At 64.2% G+C, this 18,384-nt stretch carries 20 protein-coding genes and 2 pseudogenes; 10 read left to right on the forward strand and 12 right to left on the reverse strand.

Annotated elements, in window-relative coordinates; translation table 11 throughout:
- Nucleotides 1-54: 54 nt before the first annotated feature.
- Nucleotides 55-828, forward strand: a complete 774-nt coding sequence (locus C7G41_RS20295) for a polysaccharide deacetylase family protein (RefSeq protein WP_199198492.1) — start codon at nt 55-57, stop codon at nt 826-828.
- A gap of 178 nt (nt 829-1,006) precedes the next feature.
- Nucleotides 1,007-2,329: a polysaccharide deacetylase family protein gene (locus C7G41_RS20300; RefSeq protein ID WP_106944211.1), complete on the forward strand. Its 1,323-nt coding sequence runs from the start codon at nt 1,007-1,009 to the stop codon at nt 2,327-2,329.
- 3 nt (nt 2,330-2,332) lie between these two features.
- Here the strand turns inward: C7G41_RS20300 and C7G41_RS20305 are convergent, their stop codons facing one another.
- Nucleotides 2,333-2,707, reverse strand: coding sequence for a hypothetical protein (locus C7G41_RS20305; RefSeq protein ID WP_106944212.1), 375 nt, complete (start codon nt 2,705-2,707; stop codon nt 2,333-2,335).
- A 287-nt stretch (nt 2,708-2,994) separates the two neighbouring features.
- Between C7G41_RS20305 and C7G41_RS37865 the strand changes: the two genes are divergently transcribed.
- Nucleotides 2,995-3,252, forward strand: coding sequence for a hypothetical protein (locus C7G41_RS37865; protein WP_007603214.1), 258 nt, complete (start codon nt 2,995-2,997; stop codon nt 3,250-3,252).
- A 22-nt stretch (nt 3,253-3,274) separates the two neighbouring features.
- Here the strand turns inward: C7G41_RS37865 and C7G41_RS20315 are convergent, their stop codons facing one another.
- From C7G41_RS20315 to C7G41_RS20360, 10 genes and pseudogenes are all read right to left on the reverse strand, one after another.
- Nucleotides 3,275-3,463: a hypothetical protein gene (locus C7G41_RS20315; RefSeq protein ID WP_027567374.1), complete on the reverse strand. Its 189-nt coding sequence runs from the start codon at nt 3,461-3,463 to the stop codon at nt 3,275-3,277.
- 56 nt (nt 3,464-3,519) lie between these two features.
- Entirely contained in the window at nt 3,520-4,425 is a 906-nt protein-coding gene (locus C7G41_RS20320; RefSeq protein ID WP_106944213.1) for an NAD(P)/FAD-dependent oxidoreductase, read from the reverse strand.
- A pseudogene (locus tag C7G41_RS20325) lies at nt 4,422-4,607 on the reverse strand (NADPH-dependent FMN reductase); the annotation flags it as partial. The pseudogene C7G41_RS20325 and the gene C7G41_RS20320, both read right to left, overlap by 4 nt.
- Nucleotides 4,608-4,738: 131 nt before the next feature.
- Entirely contained in the window at nt 4,739-4,939 is a 201-nt protein-coding gene (locus C7G41_RS20330; protein WP_106944214.1) for a hypothetical protein, read from the reverse strand.
- 2 nt (nt 4,940-4,941) lie between these two features.
- Nucleotides 4,942-5,148, reverse strand: a complete 207-nt coding sequence (locus C7G41_RS20335; RefSeq protein ID WP_106944215.1) for a hypothetical protein — start codon at nt 5,146-5,148, stop codon at nt 4,942-4,944.
- A gap of 284 nt (nt 5,149-5,432) precedes the next feature.
- Nucleotides 5,433-5,645 (reverse strand): hypothetical protein, encoded by a 213-nt coding sequence (locus tag C7G41_RS20340; protein WP_106944216.1) that lies wholly within the window; start codon nt 5,643-5,645, stop codon nt 5,433-5,435.
- Between the two features lie 179 nt (nt 5,646-5,824).
- Nucleotides 5,825-6,571: a Crp/Fnr family transcriptional regulator gene (locus C7G41_RS20345; protein ID WP_106944217.1), complete on the reverse strand. Its 747-nt coding sequence runs from the start codon at nt 6,569-6,571 to the stop codon at nt 5,825-5,827.
- The gene (locus C7G41_RS20350; protein ID WP_106944368.1) at nt 6,571-9,735 is read right to left on the reverse strand and encodes a CheR family methyltransferase; all 3,165 of its coding nucleotides are present in this window, start codon (nt 9,733-9,735) and stop codon (nt 6,571-6,573) included. The genes C7G41_RS20345 and C7G41_RS20350 overlap by 1 nt, the downstream gene beginning before the upstream one ends.
- Nucleotides 9,736-9,896: 161 nt before the next feature.
- Nucleotides 9,897-10,163, reverse strand: coding sequence for a hypothetical protein (locus C7G41_RS20355; protein ID WP_106944218.1), 267 nt, complete (start codon nt 10,161-10,163; stop codon nt 9,897-9,899).
- A 10-nt stretch (nt 10,164-10,173) separates the two neighbouring features.
- On the reverse strand, nt 10,174-11,181 hold the full coding sequence (locus tag C7G41_RS20360; protein WP_106944219.1) for a chemotaxis protein CheB: 1,008 nt from the start codon (nt 11,179-11,181) through the stop codon (nt 10,174-10,176).
- Nucleotides 11,182-11,268: 87 nt separating this feature from the next.
- On the opposite strand from C7G41_RS20360, the gene C7G41_RS20365 reads away from it, so the two are divergent.
- From C7G41_RS20365 to C7G41_RS20385, 5 genes and pseudogenes are all read left to right on the forward strand, one after another.
- Nucleotides 11,269-11,673 (forward strand): response regulator, encoded by a 405-nt coding sequence (locus C7G41_RS20365; RefSeq protein ID WP_106944220.1) that lies wholly within the window; start codon nt 11,269-11,271, stop codon nt 11,671-11,673.
- Between the two features lie 506 nt (nt 11,674-12,179).
- Complete coding sequence (locus tag C7G41_RS20370; protein ID WP_106944221.1) at nt 12,180-13,355, forward strand: zinc-dependent alcohol dehydrogenase; 1,176 nt, start codon at nt 12,180-12,182, stop codon at nt 13,353-13,355.
- Between the two features lie 12 nt (nt 13,356-13,367).
- Nucleotides 13,368-13,910 (forward strand): hypothetical protein, encoded by a 543-nt coding sequence (locus C7G41_RS20375; protein WP_106944222.1) that lies wholly within the window; start codon nt 13,368-13,370, stop codon nt 13,908-13,910.
- Nucleotides 13,911-13,937: 27 nt separating this feature from the next.
- A pseudogene (locus C7G41_RS20380) lies at nt 13,938-15,541 on the forward strand (alpha-amylase family glycosyl hydrolase).
- Between the two features lie 144 nt (nt 15,542-15,685).
- Nucleotides 15,686-15,838, forward strand: a complete 153-nt coding sequence (locus tag C7G41_RS20385; protein ID WP_106944223.1) for a CsbD family protein — start codon at nt 15,686-15,688, stop codon at nt 15,836-15,838.
- A gap of 17 nt (nt 15,839-15,855) precedes the next feature.
- On the opposite strand, the gene C7G41_RS20390 is transcribed toward C7G41_RS20385, so the two are convergent.
- On the reverse strand, nt 15,856-16,464 hold the full coding sequence (locus C7G41_RS20390) for a cysteine hydrolase family protein (RefSeq protein WP_106944224.1): 609 nt from the start codon (nt 16,462-16,464) through the stop codon (nt 15,856-15,858).
- Nucleotides 16,465-16,721: 257 nt separating this feature from the next.
- Between C7G41_RS20390 and C7G41_RS20395 the strand changes: the two genes are divergently transcribed.
- Together C7G41_RS20395 and C7G41_RS20400 are read left to right on the forward strand one after the other, a co-directional pair.
- Nucleotides 16,722-17,351: a DUF1326 domain-containing protein gene (locus C7G41_RS20395; protein WP_106944225.1), complete on the forward strand. Its 630-nt coding sequence runs from the start codon at nt 16,722-16,724 to the stop codon at nt 17,349-17,351.
- 66 nt (nt 17,352-17,417) lie between these two features.
- Nucleotides 17,418-18,239 (forward strand): DUF2182 domain-containing protein, encoded by an 822-nt coding sequence (locus C7G41_RS20400; protein WP_106944226.1) that lies wholly within the window; start codon nt 17,418-17,420, stop codon nt 18,237-18,239.
- Nucleotides 18,240-18,384 lie beyond the last annotated feature (145 nt).

The following is an 18,384-nucleotide window of genomic DNA, read 5'->3' on the forward strand; positions in this document are numbered from 1 at the left end:
CACAAGGCAACTCTGAGCGCAATGACAAAGATGCTTCGACTGAGGTGGACCTCGATGTCGGCAGGCGCAGCCCTCGCCGCCCTCACCGGCATCGCCTCGACTGAAGCCGCCGAGTGCCCGCGCAAGGACGCGCTCGGCACCTCCCGCATTCTGAGCGTCGAGGCCAAGACCACGCCGCGCGTGGGCCTGAAGAGCTTTCCGCAGACGTTGGCCCTCGCCGATCACGAGGTCGTGCTGACCTTCGACGACGGACCGCATCCGCCGACGACGTCGAAGGTATTGGCGGCGCTGGCGCAGGAATGCGTGCGCGCGACCTTCTTCCTGATCGGCCTGCACGCCTCCGAACACCCCGACATGGTCAAGCGCATCGCCCGCGAGGGCCACAGCATCGGCCACCACACCTTCTCGCATCCCTTCATGGCACGGATCCCGTTCGACAAGGCCAAGAGCGAGATCGACCGCGGCATCGCCGCCGACGAGATGGCGCTGCACGGCACCTCGACGACGACACCCTCGACGCCCTTTTTCCGGTTTCCCTATTTCGAAGCCACGCAAGCCGAACTCGACCTGCTGCAGTCCCGCGGCATCGTCGTGTTCGGGGCTGACCTGTGGGCCAGCGACTGGAACGAGATGACGCCGGAGCAGGAATTGAAGCTGGTCACCGAGCGTCTCGCCGCCGCCGGAAAGGGTATCATCCTGTTCCACGATCCCAAGGCGCGCACGGCCGCGATCATGCCGGCCTTCCTGCGGTATCTGAGGGAGAACGGCTATCGGGTGGTGCACGTCGTGCCGGCGGGCACGTCACAGAAGAGCGCCGACGCCCGTTGATGCCGGAATGTCACGCCGGCGCAAAATGGGGTGATTTGGGCCCTATTAACAGTCTGTTCATGCTACGCCATGCAAGTATTGAGGGGACTTGCAACGGCAAAGGTTCTTGCGCCTGAACCGTTTGCTGATGTCTCCGACCTACTATGGCGGCAATCGCGTAAGAGGGCAGACGGGGTTCATGATCGGAAGTAGCGTTGTTGCCCGGACGCGATCGTGGATCGTCCTTTGCCTTGGCGGATTGCTTGGCGGATTCCTGGGTGTCCTGACCATCGGCTCGCAGGCGGCCATTGCGGCCGAGTGCCCCGGCCATCCGGACGCGCTCGGGACGTCCCGCACTCTCGTGGTCGATCCGCACGAGCATCCCCGCATCGGCACCATGCAGTACCGCGAGACGCTGCCGCTGAAGGACCATGAAGTCGTCCTGACCTTCGACGACGGTCCCTTGCCGAAATATTCCAACCAGGTGCTGCAGATCCTCGCCGACGAGTGCATCAAGGCGACCTTCTTCATCATCGGCGAACAGGCCAAGGCGAACCCGGAAGGCGTGCGCAAGCTGGTCGCGGCGGGTCATACCGTCGGCACCCACAGCATGAACCATCCGCTCACAATGGACCGGATGCCGCTCGACAAGGCCGAGGCGCAGATCAACGGCGGCATCGAGTGGACATCGGCCGCAATGACCGATCCGTCGAAGCTCGCGCCGTTCTTCCGCATTCCCGGCCTGATGCGCGCCGACGGCGTCGAGAACCTTCTGATCTCGCGCGGCATCCAGGTCTGGAGCGCCGATTTCCCCGCCGACGACTGGCGCCATGTGTCGTCCGATCGCGTCTATCAGCTCGCGATCCAGCGGCTTGAGGCCAAGGGCAAGGGCATCCTGCTGCTGCACGACATCCAGGCCCGCACGGTGGCGGCGCTGCCGAAAATCATCCGCGACCTCAAGGCGCGCGGCTATCGCATCGTGCACGTGGTGCCCGCGACCGCCGAGCAGCCGGCGACGCCGACAACGCCGGTGGAATGGCTGCTGCATCCGCCGACCGAGACCACACCGATCGCGCGATGGCCGGCCGTACCGAACTTCGTGTTCGCGCAGACCAAGACGCTTCCGGCGCCCTCGCTGGCCGACCTCAACGCGCAGACCGCGCATCAACCGCTGCTGCCGCGCAAGACCATGGCGCTCGCCAATGTCGCAGCTACCCTGCCCGTGCCCGGCCGCGATCTCTTTGCGATCCCCGAGGGCTCGGTCGAGGTGCTGCTGTCGACGACCTTGTCGCGGCGCGCCGCGACGCGGCTGGCGATGGCGGCCGAGACGCCTCGTGCGGCCAAGGGCAAAGCCGGCAAGTCACGCGCTCCCCACACCGCGCACGCTGCTCATGGCACACCGAAGCATGCAGCAGAGGCCGAGGGCACTACAGCCAAGAGCACTGCCCCCAAGAGCGCCGCGCCCAAGAGCACTGCGCCGCGCCCGACCCGCGTGGCGAGCCTGAAGAAGCGCGCGCAGTAGACCCTACTGCCGCATGATGTTGGCGACGCAGAGCAATACGATCAACGCCAGGAAGAACAGGTCCATATAGGACTTGACCTCGCCGTCGCGCCGCAGCCGGGCGACGTCAACCACGACCTGCTTGCGCGTGTTCGTTCCGCCGGCGCCGTCATTGATCGGGCCTTGTAGCCGCTTGGTCTCAGCCTCCAGCCGCTCGATCTTCTGGTAGAAGTAGAACGCCCGCAGCGTCGAGGCTGCGCGCATGCCGCTATAGACCAGCACCAGGATCGCGATGATCGCCCGGTTCTGGTACTTCTCCATGAAGTTCAGGCTGAAATAGACCATCGCCATGAATGCGAAGTTGGTCACGAACCGATAGACGAAGCTTAAAAAGACCATACGGGCTCAAGCCTTGAAGGGTGGCGCAACCGGATCGCGTTGCGAATGCGGGGATCAGGGGCCCAGACCGGAACAGCCGGCCTGACTGCCATGCAGGCCCGTCTACGCCGATTTTGTTTCAACAAAGATACTATTGCCCCTGCAATGCCGCCTTTTAGCCACGCCCGGCCATAATGCAAGCCGGAGCACGGCCCGCGGTCCAGTCCGCGTGCTCGCAGGCTGCAACGGCTCCTTGGAGATTTGGCGTAAGTCCCGATAGACTGGGCCACCACATGTGGGGTCTGCCGATGCCGAAGAAGGGAATCACCGGCCACGACGACTGGGTTCTGACCGAGGCGCTGGCGACTGCGCTGGTCGCGCTGGAGCAGCTCGACACCAAGCACCAGCCGAGCGCGCATATGGACGACATCCGCAAGATGCTCTCGAACGGCAAGGAGCCGGCGGCGGTGAGCTTGCATCTCGCCCAGGCCAAATGCCGGCTGTTTCCAGACCTCGATCCGCTGGAGATCTACCGGGAGTACGGCATCGGCGAAGAGTATGGCTGAGAGCGCCGTTGACCGGCCGGACCTAAGGTCCGCCGGCGACCGATCCGGCGATCACCATGACCAGCGCGGCCAAGTCGATCTTTCCGTTGACGATCAGCTCCTCCGAGGCTTTCGCATCGTCCGCCCGTTCGACCTTCAGCAATTGCGGCCGGTTAGCCGCCTGCCGCTTCAGCTCCTCGACGATGGCTTCCGTGAGTTTCTCTTCCAGCATGGGCTTGTCCTTTCCGTTCACTTCCGATCGTGGTGACGCACCCCATCCCGAGATGCTCATGCCAGCCGCCGCGGCAGGCTGTGGTGGATAGTGCAGGCGGCGACCGCGGCGTGGCCGAAGGCGACCGAGATCTGGTGCAGGTCGGTGACGACGTCGCCGATCCCGTAGAGCCCGTCGACCGAGCTGCGCTGATGGTCGTCGACTTTCAGGTAACCCTCCCCGGTGTGTTCGGCCCCCAGATTCATCGCGAGATGCGAGCGCACCTGCGCCCCCATCACCGGGTAGATCATCTCGAATTGCGCCGTCCGGCCGTCGGCGAAGACGGCTTCGACGCTGTCGTCGCTCCGCCTCAGGCGCAGGCCTGGCGCGACCACGATCTCGACACCCGCTTCAGTCAGCTCCGCTGCCGCGGCCTTGCCGTCATCCTCGCCCGTTGCGAGCAGTGTCACGTCGCGCGAGTAGCCGCGCATGAAGAGCGCCTTGCCGGCGGCACGGTGAAGCGGACCGACGATGCCGATGCGACGGCCGATCGCCTCGAAGGCGTCGCAGACGGGGCAGTAGCGCAACAGCCCGTCCGCGAGCGCTGTGCGCCATTCGTCGAACGGCGGATGGATATCGACGATGCCGCAGGCAAGAATGACGGTGGCGGCCGCATGCGCACCGCCGTTCCAAATCGCCTGAAAACCTCGCTCGTGTCGCCGCAAGGCGGTGACTTCGGCATCAACGCGCGTGACCGCGAGTTCGCCCAGTTGCGCGGACATGCGCGCGAGCAGGTCGGTACCGGACAGACCGTGGACGAAGCCCGCCATATTGTGACTGCGCGGGATCAGCGCCGCCCGGCTGGCGCCCGCGTCCACGACACAGACGCGGCGCCGAAATCGCGCGAGGTAGATCGCAGCCATCAGCCCGGCGGGGCCGCCGCCGACGATCAGGCAATCATACGGCTGATCATTCTCCGTCATTTTGGATTTGGATCGGACAGGCCCGCACCGGGCTCCCGAAGCTGTCCGCTCCGCGCCAACCGGACCGCACTGCCCAGTGCACGCGCGACGTTCTGCACTTCTGTCTGGAATGCCTTGTCGTCATCGAGCGCGCGGTGCGAGGTGGCGTATGGCTCCATGTAGCCGACATAGCCATCGACCTCGCGCGAGAGCTTGACGGGCGGCATCCCCTCGCGAACGTCGGCTTCCGTCATGCTGGCTCCTCGCGAGGTCGGTACAGTCCGACCAACCCGGGGCGCAGCGCGCGGTTCCTCGTCGCTCTCCTCTCGTCGTTCTACTGGCGGACAACTTCCGGCGGCACATCGAACTGCGCGATGCGCCGGTCCAGCCGCCACAGCTCGATGCGGTGCACGAGCACGAGCGAGGCGGCCTCGCGCTTGGCCTGCTCATCATTGTCGCAGACCAGGTTGATACATCCAAACACATGCCCGTCCGGATCGATCTGGAACGCGCGGTAGTGCTTGATGCTCCGCATCGTCACCCTCCCCGTCTCTGGTACACGGGTTCGCTCAGCCAGTCCGTCAGGTTCGAGGTCACCTCGTTCTGCTTGGCGCGCTGAAGCAGCATGTCGCGCTCCTTGCCGGGCGGCAGGCTGCGCGCGCGCTCGCGAGCGGTTTGGGCGAATGCCGCCAACCGCTCCTGGAGCGATTGGGTCTGTTTCCTGCGGTTGCGTTTCGCGGTCATCGTACTTTCATAAAGCCCTTTGGTTGGGAGGAATTGGCCCCGGCGGGAGGTCGGCGCCGGGGCCACAGTTCATGCCGGTTGGGGCGGCCCAGCCCGGCAGTGTTGCCAGCTTCAGCCGCAACCGCAGGTTCCGGCATTTCAATAAGTTAACGGTGCGTGATTTTGCGAAGGCATTTCGCTCAAGCTCGTCAACCGCTCGCCTTACAACAGGCGATCCAAAGCAGCGAAGCGGCGTTGAGTGGGCACCATTCCGGCGCGTGCTGCACGTTTGGTGTCGTCGGCTTCTATTCCGGCGGCGCGCCGTGTCGGAGGTCCGGCTCTTCCCGGTTATCGCGGAGGGCCTTGATCTCCGAGCGCAACATCGCGCTTTCCATCACCCCTCGGCGCACCTCGCGCGTGGCGTCATCAAGCTGATCCGCGACCGCTCTGCGCTGCGCCCGCAGGGCGCGGCTTGCTTCGATCGCGCGCGTCGCGCGGGCAAACAGGACGTCGTTCATGGAGCGACGATAGAAGCTTCGGGGCGAAAGCGCATTTACGTAAGTTACGTCAATGATTCAAAACCAGCTATCCGCCAAAAATCCGCGAATGCTAACCTGGATCAAGTCTCTGGGAACACCTGTCGAACGAATACGTTCCTTGGCCGAGAACCCACGACCGTTCCCAGGCAAGAACGCGCTTAGCCCCGCCGATAGAGTTGCAGATAGCTCGGCGAGAACAGCGCCGCGTCCTTGAGCGCATCGAGATCGGTGATGGTCAGCGTGCGATCGCGCAGCACGATCAGGCCGGAGGCACGCAACTCCTGAACCGTGCGATTGAGGTGGACCACCGACAGGCCGGTGGCGTCAGCAAGATCCATTTGCGTCACCGGCATCACGCAGGAATTGCCCTCGACCATGCCGACGGGACGCAGCCGCTCGATGATCTCGCAGAACAAATGGGCCACGCGTTCAAAAGCCACCCGTCGGCCGAGATTGATGGCCCATTCGCGCTGGATCGCGTTGTTGACGAGGGTCTCACACCAGAACGCTTCCGCCAGCGCGCGGTCGCTCGCCACCAGCCCCTCGAACCGCGCGCGCTTGATTTCGGTGTAGACGACCGGCGTCATCGCCGCGATGGAATGATCCATCACCGACAGCAGGAACGCGTGCGCGTCGCAGCTTTCGCCGGGAAAGAGAAAATTGACGATCTGGCGCCGGCCATCCTCGAGCGTCTTGTAGCGGCAGAGCCAGCCCGACAGCACGAGGCGCACGCTGTCGACCGGATCGCCCTCCGAGATCAGATCCTCGCCCGTCCCTGCGCGCTGGATTCCCTCGAGCATTGCGTATTCGAGCGAGCTGCGGGCCTCCATCGACAACGGCCTCAGCACGTTCAACCGGCGAATGACCGGGTCAACCATGCTGCGATCTAGCGTCGACAAGGGCATCAGTTGGCCACCGCCGGTGTATGAAACGCCCGCCTGCTGAGGGGAATGGTGATCGTGCATTCCAGTCCCCTCGGATTGAATGCCATCGTGGTCTGCCCCTTGAACTCAAACGCGAGTGTGCGCTCCAGAAGCTCGGTCCCAAATCCCTTGTGCGGCGGCGGCGCAACCGGCGGCCCGCCGCGCTCCCGCCACTCGAACACCAGTTCCGCCGGGTCGGTGCCCTGCTCGAGGCGCCAGGAAATCTCAATGCGACCTGTCGGCCGGCTCAGGGCGCCGTATTTCAGCGCGTTGGTTGCGAGCTCGTGAATGGCAAGGGCAAAGGTTTCCGCCGCCTTCGACTGAAAACGCACCGGGGGGCCGCTGACACGTACCTGCTCGCCCTCCCTGGCATTATAGGCCAGCAGCTCCTCGACGGCGAGGTATTCGAGATCGACGCCGCCCTCGGGATCGCGGGTCACCAGCGCCTGGGTACGGGCGAAGGCGTTGAGCCGGCCGTCGAGATGGGAGGCAAACTCCTCGACCGTCGAGCTCGTATCGGCCGTGCGACGGGCGATCGAGCGCACCACGCCGAGCGTGTTGCGGACCCGATGCTGGAGTTCGGCCAGCAGCAGGCGCTGCCGCTCCTCGGCGCGGGTAATGGCGGTGATGTCGACGAACGTGATGACGACCCCGGCGATGAAATTGTCGATGCTGCGATAGGGCAGGATGCGCACGATGTAGCGTGTGCCGCTGTCCGGCGCCCTCAGCTCGCGCTCGGCGCTGGCAAGCGTCCGCAGCACGCCGCGAATGTCGTCATAGAGCTCCTCGATCGGGATGCGCGCCTTGATATGCGCGATCGGGCGACCTCTGTCGGTTTCGACCAGATGCAGAACCTGCGTGATCGCCGGCGTGAAGTTCATCACGCGCAAATCGTTGTCGAGGAAAACGGTCGCGATCTGCGTGCTCTCCAGGAAATTCTCGAGGTCGCTGGTGGCGCGCGTCAATTCCTGGACGCGGTGAGCCAGCTCGCCGTTCACGGTGGTCAATTCCTCGTTGACCGACTGAAGTTCCTCGCGTGAGGTTTCAAGCTCTTCGTTCGCGGACTGAAGCTCTTCGTTGAGCGACTGGTATTCCTCGTTCGACGACTTCAGCTCCTCGTTGGTGCTTTCGAGCTCTTCGATGGTTGCTTGAAGCCGCTCCCGCGTCGCCCGCAGCTCGCCTTCGATACGCTCGACATGCTCAGTCTGCCCCAGCGCGTTGGGCTTGCCCTCGCCGGCCTCGATGGCGCGCACCGGACCGTCCTTGAACAGGACGACGAAATTGCGGTTGCCGCTGCCACCCTCCTGGATCGGTTCCACCGTGATGTCGACGGGTATATGCTGGCCGTTGGCGCCGAGCTGCACCTGCTCGGCATGGGCCGGCTCGTTGGTCTCCGCCGCGCGGCTGAGCACCGCGCGCAGGTCCAGCCGGAGATCGCGGTGGACGAGTTGGACCAGATCGAGCGTGGCAGCGCCTGCCGTCGGCTCGATATAGCGGCCGGTGCGCCCTGAAAAGTGCAAGACCTGAAAGTTGCTGTCGGTAATGACATAGGCGGGCGCGTAGCGCTCCGCGATCCGCTGCGCGCGGCGTTCCAGGCCGATGTCGGGGCGAAATGAGCGCAACGGCGGCACCTCGGCGGCCCTCCCGGCGGCGGTCGTGATCGGAAATTCCGGCGGCAACCGTGTTCCTGTCTCGAGCTTCTTGAAGATGCGGGCGCGGCGGTCGATCGGCAAGAATAGTATTGGATGCCTCGTGACGTTCTCGGAATTGCCGAGGAACAGGAATCGATCCGGCAGAAGCGCGAAGTGGAATAGCGGGATCACCCGGTTCTGCAATTCGGCATTGAGATAGATCAGCAGGTTGCGGCAGGAGACGAGATCGAGCTTCGAGAACGGTGCGTCCTTGATGACGTTGTGCTGCGAGAAGATGCACATCTCCCGCAGCTCCTTGACCACGTAATAGGTATCCCCCTCGCGCACGAACCAGCGCGCCAGGCGCTCGCTGGTCATGTCCGCCTCGATCTTGGTGCGATAGCGGCCGACACGCGCGGCCGCCAGCGCCCGTCCGTCGATGTCGGTCGCGAAGATCTGAACCTGCGGTGGCGAGTCCATCTTGGCCATGTGCTCGCGCAGGAGGATCCCGATCGAATAGGCCTCCTCTCCGGTGGCGCATCCGAGCACCCAGACGCGAACCTGCTGGCCCGCGTCCTTGCCTTCGAAGAGCTTCGGAACGATCTGGCTCTCCAGCACTTCGAATTCGCGTTTGTCGCGGAAGAATTCGGTGACGCCGATCAAGAGGTCGTTGAAGAGGTGCTGCGCCTCGTGCTCGTCGTTGCGCAGGAAATCGACATAGGCGGAAATCTGGGCGATCTGGGCCACCTGCATCCGCCGCTGCACGCGGCGGAGGAAAGTGTTCTGCTTGTAGCCGTGAAAATCATTGCCGGTCCTGCTGCGCAGGATATCGGCGATGCGCGACAGCGAGGTCGCTGCAGCCGCCAGTTCCTCGTCGAACCCCTGCTTCTCTTCCAGCCGCCGCAGATGGCGGGCATAGACCTGGACGTGCTCGGCAATCTCTTCCGGAGAGAGCACGTAGTCGGCGATCGCCGCCGGCGTATCGGAATCTTTCAGATGATCAGACCCGTCACGCGCGCCTTTTTCGGCGATGGCGAGACCACCGTGATCCTTCAGTGTCGCGGTACCCAGCGTGCCATCGCCGCCGACGCCGGACAGGATCACGCCGATCGATTGCTCGGCGCGTTCTTCCGCCAGCGACACCAGGAAGCTGTCGATCGTGGCTCGCTCGCCGGGCGCCTGCTCGGCCGCGCGGACGCCGAAGCGACCGCCGTGGATCGTCGTGATCATCGCCGCCGGGCACAGATAGATCCTGCCGCCCTCGATGGTCTGGCCGTCGCTGATGTCGGCGATCTTGCCGCCGTTGGAGTGTTGCACGATCCGGCGTAGCCGCGGTTCGTCGAGCGCCTCGTGATGTTGCAGCGCCAGCACGACGGCCTGGTCGGCGCCCACGGTCAGCTTGGAAAAGAACCGCTCGACGCTATCCAGAGCTGTCGGCGCAGCGCCCACCCCGATGATCAGCGGAGACCTGGTCTGGCGCTCTCTTTCGACCGGCTGGTCACCGATGTCATGCATGGTCTCGATAGCCTCATTCAGCGACGGGAACCAGAGGACGCCCGCTCGCCGCAAATAGCAGAATTGATATTATCCCAACAGGTGCAAGGCGGAAACGTCACGCTACGTTCCACGGCGAGCATTGAGCTTGCCACTTAGGCGGCGTGCCAACGTCCCCCGGATCACTCCGGACCGACTTGCTGCCGAAGATAGGCAATCCGCTGCTGGATCAGGACGCGATGGCGCAGCCACTCCGTCAGGGTCTGCTTCAGCGCCTCGACCAGCCGTTCCGCCTGGTCCGCGTCGTGGCCACCGGCACTGAGATCACGGACCCGATCCTCCTGATCGCGGATGCGCTGCGAACCTTCCTCGATATCCTGATCAGCCTTGATCAGATGGCGGCGCTCGGTATCGAGCTGCTCGGTCCATTCGGCGAGGGAAATGGTCATGGCGACACCCTCAAGCCTCCCGCTTGCGAACCGGGGGATCGAGCGACTTTAGCACGACGCGCCGGATCATGTCGGCATATTCGCGATATTCTGCAGCCCGCGCCTGATACATCTCTGCAACTGCAGGGCGGCCGTTGCGCCGTCCGTCGGCGGCCATGCGCTGCACCAGCTCAGCTCGCTCCTCGATGATGCGCAGTGCGACCCGCAGGGCTTCATCCACTTGCCCCTCCTGCTCTTTTGCGAGGATGTCCGCGCCGAAGGCGTGACCGACCTGGCAACGGAAACGCATCGGGTGCGATTCCTTCACCTCGGACAGCACGCCCCCGCAGGCCGGACAGGTCAGTGCAACTGGATCAGCCACCGAGAGGAGCTTGTCACTGCCGATCCGTTCGCCCGCCGCGATCTCGACCTCGAGCCGGATCTCGGGCGGGATCGGCAGCGCGGCACCCGCAACCTCCCTGGCGAGATCGGACAGAACGTCACCCATTCCGGCGCCGGGGACGCAAAGATCGATGATGCTCGCCTCCAGGGCGCTCCGTGGCATTTCATCGGCGATGGCGTCCGAGGGGTCCTGAACCACCGAGATCCCGCCGCAACGCTTGATGGCGTTGAGACCCGCCGAACCGTCGGACAAAAGGCCACTGAGAAGTACACCGATCACGCGCGGGCCGTAATTGATGGCGGCCGAGCGGAACAAGGCGTCGATGGCCGGCCGGACCATGTTCTCGCGCGGACCGCGCCCGAGGAACACGTGATCCCCGGACAGCAGCAGATGGTGATCAGGTGCGGCCAGATAAACCTGGCCGGGCTCGATCTTCATGCCGTTTTCGGCCTGTCGGACCGGAAGCGGCCCGGCGCTGCTGGCGACTGTCGAGAGAATGCCGATGCCTTGCGCCGGGATGTGCAGCACGATGAACACCGCCGCGGGCAGATCGGGCGGCAGCCGGCCCAGGATCTGCTTCAGCGGTGCGGTCGCGCCGGCCGAGCCACCTATGACGATGATGTCGCGGTTGCTCATGGAACCCACTGTCGGTTGTATTCGTTTGTACCAAGGCGGGTCACCGCTCTATGTTCCTACCGACCGCAAAGGAAGGCACGAGGCGCCATGGCGATATCGCCTACGTCATCAGCTCCGCTGTCGCCGCTCAGCGGGCGCCGGATCTTCGTTGTCGAGGACGAATATTTTCTCGCGGACGACATTGGCAGGGCATGTCGCGCGCTCGGCGCAGATGTCGCTGGACCGGTGGGCGATCTCGGCGACGCACTCAGGATCCTACGCGACGGCAGCATCCTGGATGCCGCCGTGCTCGACGTGAATATCCGCAGCGAGATGATCTTCCCGGTCGCGCGCGAACTGAAGGCAAGGAACGTCCCCTTCATCTTTACGACCGGATACGACAGGGTCACGATCAGTCCGGAATTCCACGACGTGCTGATCCTGGAGAAGCCGATCGATCTGCCGGCGATGGCCCAGAGGCTGGCCGCGCTGATCGCCGATCCACATGGTTGAGCCTAACGGCGATCAGAACAGATGCGCGAAAGCGAGCCAAGCGGTCACCGCCAGGCACAGCAGCACCGCAGCATAGGGCAACGCGATCCGCAAATCAGCAGCCTTCCCCGCCCTTAGCCCACCATCATCCAGACGATCGCCGCCATCATCACCAGAAAACCCGTGATTGCCGTTGCGATAAAGGCCTGTTCGACGCGATCCATCGGCATCACAGCCCCCTTCTCCAGCCGAACCAATCTGCCGGACTGGGCAGCCACGCGCATTAGGCTATGTGAATCGGATTCCTCCTTTGTCGATGCGGGGGCGGCGGGGCCCTCAGCTTAGATTGCGACGGTATCGTTCTACGACTTCGCCGTGCCCGGCTCCGCCATCTTGCGATGCTGCTTGGCCAGCATCTCGTTCGGGTGCGACGCAAAGATTTTTGCACCGTGCGATAGCAACCATCGTTCGCTGTTCGACTTGGATGTCCGACTTGGATGCCTCGTACCGCTCGCGGGAGAATAGAGATGAAGGCGCTGGTTTGGCACGGCAAGGAAGACATTCGCTGCGACACCGTCACCGATCCTGAGATTCAGGATCCGCGGGATGCCATCATCAAGGTCACGAGCTGTGCCATCTGCGGCTCCGACCTGCACCTCTTTCATAACTACATTCCAGGCATGCTGCCCGGGGACATCATGGGCCACGAGACCATGGGCGAAGTGGTCGAGGTCGGCTCCGGCGTCGACGGCAAGCTGAAGAAGGGCGACCGCATCGTCGTGCCCTTCACGATCATTTGCGGTGAATGCGACCAGTGCAAGCGCGGCAATTTCTCGGTCTGCGAGACCACAAATCGCAAGAGTCATCTCGCTGAAAAGGCGTTCGGGCACACGACGGCCGGCCTGTTCGGCTACACCCATTTGACCGGCGGCTATCCCGGCGGCCAGGCCGAATACCTGCGCGTGCCGTTTGCCGACGCCACCCACATCAAGGTGCCCGCCGGCATTCCCGACGAGCAGCTGCTGTTTCTCAGCGACATCTTCCCGACCGGCTGGCAGGCGGCCGTGCAATGCGACATCGAGCCGACCGATACGGTCGCGATCTGGGGCTGCGGTCCCGTGGGACAGATGGCGATCCGCAGCGCCATCCTGCTCGGCGCCAACCAGGTGATCGCGATCGACTGCCTGCCCGAGCGGCTCAGCATGGCCGAAGCCGGCGGCGCCACCACCATCAACTTCGAAAGCGAAAGCGTCCTGGAGCGACTCGAGGAGCTAACCGACGGCAGGGGCCCTGAAAAATGCATCGATTGCGTCGGGATGGAGTCGCATGTGATGGCCTCCCTGCCCGACACGCTGCTCGACCGCGCCAAGCAGATGGTGATGGTGGAGAGCGACCGGCCGCACGTGCTGCGCGAGATGATCTATGTCTGCCGGCCTGGCGGCATCATTTCGGTGCCGGGCGTGTACAGCGGATTCTCCGACATGCTTCCGATGGGCGCCTTCATGAACAAGGGCCTGACGATGCGCACCGGCCAGACCCACGTCAACCGCTGGACCGACGACCTGCTCCGCCGCATCGAGGAAGGCGAGATCGATCCGTCCTTCGTCATCACCCACACCGTCCCGCTCAGCCAAGGCCCCGAGATGTACCAGGTGTTTCGCGACAAGCGCGACTCCTGCGTCAAGGTCGTGCTGAAGCCCTGAGGAGCAAGGCCCATGTTTCATTTCTCCAACATCGTTCGCACCAAGGGTGACCCCAAGATCCTCGCGGGCGGCCCGAGCCTGAAGCGGCCCGAGGACCGGCTCGCCCGCGCGCTCGGCTGGTTCAGCGTCGGTCTCGGCGTCGTGGAATTCTTCGCGCCGCGGCGCGTCACGGAAACGCTGGGGATGGAAGGCCATGAGACGCTGGTCCGCGCCTTCGGGGTGCGCGAGATCCTTGCCGGGATCATGTCGCTCTCGGTCGAGAAGAACGCCGGCCTGTGGGCCCGCGTCGGCGGCGACGGCCTCGATGCCGCCGCGCTGCTCTCGGGCTTGACCGCGGACAATCCCAAGAAGGGTAATATCGCGCTGGCGCTGCTGATGGTCGGCGGCATCGCGATGCTCGACTACCGCGCCGCGCAAGACACAAAGCCGCGGCGGCCGCCGCGCGACGCACGGCGCAAGCTGTATCCGAACCGCAGCGGCTTTCCCAAGGGCATCGAGAGCGCCCGAACCGCGGCAAAACAGATCGCAGCGCACGCCACGGCGGGACGGACCTGAGGACGCACGACGAGGTGATGCAAGGCAATGAGTGAGGCGTCCCGTAACGAAGGTGCGTGGTGGGAATCCGCCGTCATCTACGAAATCGCACTGATCTCGTTCCAGGACTCGACGGCGACGGCAAGGGCGACCTTGCCGGCCTCACATCGCGCATCGACTATCTGAAATGGCTCGGCGTCGACGCGGTGTGGCTGACGCCGATCTACAAGAGTCCCTTCCGCGACCTTGGCTACGACATCTCCGACTACTGCTCCATCGACCCTGCGTTCGGCAGCCTCGAGGCGTTCGACCGCCTGCTCAAGGCTCTGCACGCCGCCGAGATCCGCCTGATCCTCGATCTCGTGCCCAACCATACCGCCAACGATCACGCATGGTTCGTCGAGAGCAGCAGCTCGCGGAACAGCGCGAAGGCCGATTGGTACATCTGGGCCGACGCGGCCGAGAATGGCGGCCCGCCCAACAACTGGCTGAGCCGCTTCGGCGGCAGCGGCTGGGAATGGTGCGAGGCGCGGCGGCAATATTACTACCATTCCTTCCTGGTCGAGCAGCCCGATCTGAATTGGCGCAACCCGCAGCTGCGCGCCGCGATCGCCGATGTCATGCGCTTCTGGCTCGATCGCGGCGTCGACGGCTTTCGTGTCGATGCCAGCGCCGTCCTGATCAAGGACGAACTCCTGCGCGACAATCCGCATAACCCGCAAGCGAAAGGCAAGCCGCCGCCGCAGCGCCAGACGCCCGTCTTTACCGACGATCGGCGGGAGACGATGGATTGCATCGAAATCATCCGCGAGGTGATCGACTTCTATCCCGGACGGATGTTGTGCGGCGAAGTCCAGGGCAAGACCGACCGCATCGGGCACTTCTACAGCAACGACCGGCCGCGCCTGCATCTGCCGCTCAATTTCGCACTGCTCGACGCTCCCTGGGACGCGCTGTCGCTGCAAGCGGCGATCGACGCGTATTTCAACGCCATCCCGGATCATGCATGGCCGGTCTGGGTGATCGGTGGTCACGACAAGCAGCGGATGGCGAGCAAGATCGGCGAGCCGCAAATGCGCGTGCTGGCGATGCTGCTGATGACGCTGCGGGGAACGCCGTTCTTCTTCATGGGCGACGAGATCGGCCGCAAGCGCGTTCCCATTCCGCCCGACCGCGTCCGCGATCCCTTCGAGAAGCTCGTGCCGGGGTATGGCCTTTGTCGCGATCCCGAACGCGCGCCGATGCGATGGGATGACAGCAGCAATGGCGGCTTTACCACCGGCCATCCATGGCTGCCGCTCGAGCCGCCCGACGGCGCGGCCAACGTGGCGGCGCAGCAGCGCGACGAGTGTTCGATCCTGGCGCTGTTTCGCGCGCTGATGACGCTGCGGCGCGAGCACGCGTGCCTGCGCCACGGCGGTTACGAGCCGCTGCGCTCGCAGAACGACGTGCTTGCCTACAGGCGGACGGATGGCGGTCGCGACATTCTGGTCGCGCTCAACATCGCCGCCGAGCCGCGGAAATTTCATTGCCAAGGTCGCGGCCGCTTGCTGATGTCGACGCATCTCGACCTGCCCTCCGAGCCGTTGCCGGGCGCCTCCATCCTGCTCAGCGGCAATGAAGGCGTGATCATCGCGCTCGGGCCACGATGACGGTCGAGGAACCAATCCGCGCGTCAGAGAGTCTCATGAACGCTTCCGACGTCCCCCCTGCCGGAGGCTGAATAGACGAAACCGCGGCCCCGGCGCGCACCCCCTTCAAGCGCCGGGGTGGCGGCGTGAGCCAGGAGGCGGACCATGAGCAAGACCAAGGCCCTCGGTCAGCGGATCGCCGGCAAGACGAAGCAGGCCGTCGGCGAGATCGTCGGGGATCACGATCTCCATGAGGAAGGCAAGGCGCAAGCGGAGCGCGGCCTGCTGCTCGCGCCAACATGCTCGGCGACAATTTGAATTGAGCGGATCGCCCCCTACTCCCGCCAGAACTCCGCCAACTCCTCGGCGGTCATCAGATCGACCTGGCCGTGAAAGCGGGTGCGGTACATCGTCATGAGCGCATCGTGGCCGACGTCGGACGAGCTGCACAGCGCATCCTCGACGATGACGACCCTGAAACCGAGATCGACGGCGCTCAGCACCGTCGAGAGCACGCAAACGTCAGTCTCTGCGCCCGTGATGACGACCGTGCCGACGTTCTTGTCGATCAGCAGGCTCGCGAGGCCGGGATTGCTGAACGCGGAATAGGCCGGCTTGTCGATGACGAAAGCCGGCGGAACGAAGCGGCTCAGAGCCGGCACGAGTTCAAGACCAGATGGCGGCAGATGTTTGCGGGTCGCTTCGCGCCAGCGACGAAAATAGCTCTGCCACTGTCCGGGACGATCTTCCGGATCTTCCGGCGTGATGAATCGCGTGAAGATCGTTCTGGCCTGATGGCGCGAAACGATCGAGGCGATCGTCGGCAAAACTCGCGCCATCCAGGGCGTCGCCCAGAGACCGCCGGGAGCGAAGATGTTCTGCATGTCGATGCACAAGTGAACGGCGTCGCCGATGTCGGTAACTTCCGACGCGCTGTCTCTCATCGTTCTCCACCATCAGGAACATGGCCGCGCGCCGGAGCCGGCATTTCCGCAGCGAGCTCACCGACTGCAATGCGATTCCGACGGCCATCGTTCCCCGGTCAATCCGCGCCGGAGGAAGTGCTTGCCGACGCAGGCCAATCGAGAGAAGCCCCGCGTCGGTGGAATGGGCTTGCGCCGCTTCCCAACCAAGCGTAATTTTTCAACTCTACGTAGCTCATTCGAAAGCATCTATCGGGTTCGGCCAAGCGGGGACAGCAATGGCGGATGTCCCATGGCACCTTTCCGGTGACTATTTCGAGAATTGCAGTTGCAGCATCGTCTGTCCCTGCCTGGTGTCAGCGGCGCCCCCGTTGACCGCGCGACCGACCGAGGGCTTCTGCAACGTACCGCTGATCTTCCACATCGAGACCGGCCGCTATGGCGATATCGCGCTCGATGAGCTGAATGTGCTCGTCATCCTCCACGCACCTAAGGTCATGGCAGACGGAGACTGGTCAGTGGCCGCCTATATCGATCAGCGCGCCAACGATGACCAGACCGAAGCCCTGGCTGCAATCTTCACCGGTGGCGCCGGCGGTCCCATGGCTGCGTTCGCACCACTGATCAGCAAGAACCTGGGGGTGCGCAAGGTGCCGATCACGTTCCGGATCGACGGCAAGACGCGGTCCGCGGAAATCCCCGGCATCCTGCACATGTCGGTCGATCCGCTACCGACCATGCATCCAAGCGGCGAGATGTGGACGAACATCGGCCATCCGGTCAGCCCCGACGCCATGGTGATGGCCGTCGGCGCCGCCGGCAATACCTTCAGCGATCATGGCATGCGCTGGGACAATTCCGGCAGGAACGGCCTCTATGCGCCGATCCGCTGGTCGAACCGGGCGTGACGTGAACTCCCGATAAGCCGCCTGCATCAGCGGCCGGCAACATCGATCGCACAACATCGATCGCAAATGACGGATAGCCCCCTGGAAGCCGTGCTGCGGCGCGATCGCTGGATCGTCGGCGGCGCGATCGTCCTCATTGTCACGCTGGCATGGAGCTATGTGCTCTGGCTCGCCAAAGACATGGACATGGGCGGCATGGACATGGCTGAATTCCGCATGATCCCGGCCGGGATCGGAATCATGCTGCCAGCCGACGAGCCGTGGCGAACGTTCGAGTTCGCCTATGTGTTCCTGATGTGGGCGGTGATGATGGTCGGAATGATGGCTCCCTCGGCCGCGCCCATGATCCTGATGTACGCCCGCGTGGGTCGACAGGGCAAAGCGCAAGGCAAGCCATTCGCCGCGACCGGCTGGTTTGCCGCCGGTTATCTTTTCGCCTGGTGCGGCTTTGCGCTGGCGGCCACCTTGCTCCAATGGGCGATCGAGCGGGCCGCCCTGCTGGATTCCCGGATGGCGATCGCGAGCAACCTGCTCGGCGGCATCGTCCTGCTCGCGGCGGGCGTCCATCAATGGACACGGCTGAAAGACGTCTGTCTCGCCCAATGCCAGTCGCCGTTTCTATTCCTGATGCGCCACGGCGGCTTTCGCAGCGACCTGCGAGGCTGCATGCTGCTGGGCTTTCGGCATGGAGGCTATTGTGTCGGCTGCTGCTGGGTTTTGATGGCGCTGCTGTTCGTCGGCGGTGTGATGAACGTGCTCTGGATCGCGCTTTTGTCGTTGCTTGTACTGTTGGAGAAAGTCACGCCGGTGGGACGCTGGATCGCGCGCGCTGCCGGCATCGCCTGCGTGGCCGCGGGCGCATGGCTCCTGCTGACCTTGCCGCGGTGATTGCGGGTCGCGGACGACGATCGCGCCGACGGAGTGAACTCGGCCGCGAGATCGAACATCGAAGACTTGGGGAGGCCCCATTGCGGGGTTCGCAGCGCGCGACAACGCGGGCACTGAAGATCGCGAAAAACTCTTCGCGTGTCTG

It is taken from the genome of Bradyrhizobium sp. MOS002, from assembly GCF_003020115.1.
GTDB lineage: Bacteria > Pseudomonadota > Alphaproteobacteria > Rhizobiales > Xanthobacteraceae > Bradyrhizobium.

Coding starts and splice junctions, on each gene's coding strand:
- C7G41_RS20295 (WP_199198492.1), top strand. CDS start 55: ATGTCGGCAGGCGCAGCCCTCGCCGCCCTCACCGGCATCGCCTCGACT.
- C7G41_RS20300 (WP_106944211.1), top strand. CDS start 1,007: ATGATCGGAAGTAGCGTTGTTGCCCGGACGCGATCGTGGATCGTCCTT.
- C7G41_RS20305 (WP_106944212.1), bottom strand. CDS start 2,707: ATGGTCTTTTTAAGCTTCGTCTATCGGTTCGTGACCAACTTCGCATTC.
- C7G41_RS37865 (WP_007603214.1), top strand. CDS start 2,995: ATGCCGAAGAAGGGAATCACCGGCCACGACGACTGGGTTCTGACCGAG.
- C7G41_RS20315 (WP_027567374.1), bottom strand. CDS start 3,463: ATGCTGGAAGAGAAACTCACGGAAGCCATCGTCGAGGAGCTGAAGCGG.
- C7G41_RS20320 (WP_106944213.1), bottom strand. CDS start 4,425: ATGACGGAGAATGATCAGCCGTATGATTGCCTGATCGTCGGCGGCGGC.
- C7G41_RS20330 (WP_106944214.1), bottom strand. CDS start 4,939: ATGCGGAGCATCAAGCACTACCGCGCGTTCCAGATCGATCCGGACGGG.
- C7G41_RS20335 (WP_106944215.1), bottom strand. CDS start 5,148: ATGACCGCGAAACGCAACCGCAGGAAACAGACCCAATCGCTCCAGGAG.
- C7G41_RS20340 (WP_106944216.1), bottom strand. CDS start 5,645: ATGAACGACGTCCTGTTTGCCCGCGCGACGCGCGCGATCGAAGCAAGC.
- C7G41_RS20345 (WP_106944217.1), bottom strand. CDS start 6,571: ATGCCCTTGTCGACGCTAGATCGCAGCATGGTTGACCCGGTCATTCGC.
- C7G41_RS20350 (WP_106944368.1), bottom strand. CDS start 9,735: ATGCATGACATCGGTGACCAGCCGGTCGAAAGAGAGCGCCAGACCAGG.
- C7G41_RS20355 (WP_106944218.1), bottom strand. CDS start 10,163: ATGACCATTTCCCTCGCCGAATGGACCGAGCAGCTCGATACCGAGCGC.
- C7G41_RS20360 (WP_106944219.1), bottom strand. CDS start 11,181: ATGAGCAACCGCGACATCATCGTCATAGGTGGCTCGGCCGGCGCGACC.
- C7G41_RS20365 (WP_106944220.1), top strand. CDS start 11,269: ATGGCGATATCGCCTACGTCATCAGCTCCGCTGTCGCCGCTCAGCGGG.
- C7G41_RS20370 (WP_106944221.1), top strand. CDS start 12,180: ATGAAGGCGCTGGTTTGGCACGGCAAGGAAGACATTCGCTGCGACACC.
- C7G41_RS20375 (WP_106944222.1), top strand. CDS start 13,368: ATGTTTCATTTCTCCAACATCGTTCGCACCAAGGGTGACCCCAAGATC.
- C7G41_RS20385 (WP_106944223.1), top strand. CDS start 15,686: ATGAGCAAGACCAAGGCCCTCGGTCAGCGGATCGCCGGCAAGACGAAG.
- C7G41_RS20390 (WP_106944224.1), bottom strand. CDS start 16,464: ATGAGAGACAGCGCGTCGGAAGTTACCGACATCGGCGACGCCGTTCAC.
- C7G41_RS20395 (WP_106944225.1), top strand. CDS start 16,722: ATGGCGGATGTCCCATGGCACCTTTCCGGTGACTATTTCGAGAATTGC.
- C7G41_RS20400 (WP_106944226.1), top strand. CDS start 17,418: ATGACGGATAGCCCCCTGGAAGCCGTGCTGCGGCGCGATCGCTGGATC.